This is a genomic window from Mycobacterium sp. 852002-51163_SCH5372311 (genome assembly GCF_001667115.1).
Classification (GTDB): domain Bacteria; phylum Actinomycetota; class Actinomycetes; order Mycobacteriales; family Mycobacteriaceae; genus Mycobacterium.
The window spans coordinates 1-936 of the sequence record NZ_LZIJ01000169.1 but is presented as its reverse complement, the minus strand read 5'-3'; the positions used below and the strand labels follow the sequence as shown (position 1 = coordinate 936).

Annotated in this window: 1 protein-coding gene; it reads left to right on the top strand. The window is 58.5% G+C overall.

What is annotated here, in order from left to right:
• The first annotated feature begins 362 nt into the window (after positions 1 to 362).
• Positions 363 to 599, top strand: coding sequence for a hypothetical protein (locus A5791_RS18690; protein WP_067240039.1), 237 nt, complete (start codon positions 363 to 365; stop codon positions 597 to 599).
• Positions 600 to 936: the final 337 nt, after the last annotated feature.

Sequence of the window (936 nt, the reverse complement as noted above, 5' to 3'; positions counted from 1 at the left end):
CAGCTGTCAAGCATCAGCCGAAACACTGTCAGGCATCACCCGAAGCTGAAATGTCAAGCATCAGCCGAGGTCATACACACCAGGCGGTGGGGCGGGCGGGGCTCGAACCCGCGACCAACGGATTATGAGTCCCTAGGTTTTGTGCTCTAGCAAACTCTGCTGGGTCCGAAAATTGTCCGGCAGCAGCTCCTATCCCCTAGTTTTCCAGCGCTTCTGTATGAGAACCGGGCATTGCAGCGAGTGCTGGCGCAACCCAGCAAATCAGCAGGTTGCCGAAAGTATGACGACAAACCACCGACAAAGGTGTGGACGCGGCGCGCAACAGCGGCAAGTTTGTCAGTGCCTCGTGGAAACCTGGAGTTATGAGTGAAGAGCAGTGGGACGGCCACCGCATGTGCGATGCCAATTCCGGACAGACGGTGTTCCGAGTGCGGGGTGCCCGCGTATGCGACGCCAACAGCGGCATGACCGAATACCGCATCAGGGACGACGGCAGAGTCGTACACGCCAACAGCGGACAGCTGGCGTTTCGCATCCGCGACGACGGACGTGTTGTGGAAGCAAACAGCGGTCAGCTCCGGTACCGGCTCAGGAATTGACTCGCGACTGAATCGTTGCAAATGCGCTTGCTGTGGCTACTGTGACAGAAGTTGCGTGGACTAGGCTCATGCTCACCCCGCGGACGGCGTGTCGGCTTGAGTCGAACAAACGTTCCATTAGTGTGGCAACTGTTTTGGTTCCGCAAACAGAGAGGAGCCTCAGTCCGATTGGAGTAGTACATGAACGCGACAGTGACCGGTGAGCCGCCGGACAAGGGTCGGGACGGCGACGGCTCAGGGAAGAGGCGCACCCGACGCGTGGTCAAGTCCATGGACGTGGTGTATGACGCCATTGTGTGATTCTTCGTTTTGATGGTTCAGGCAGTAAGCGCCGCGG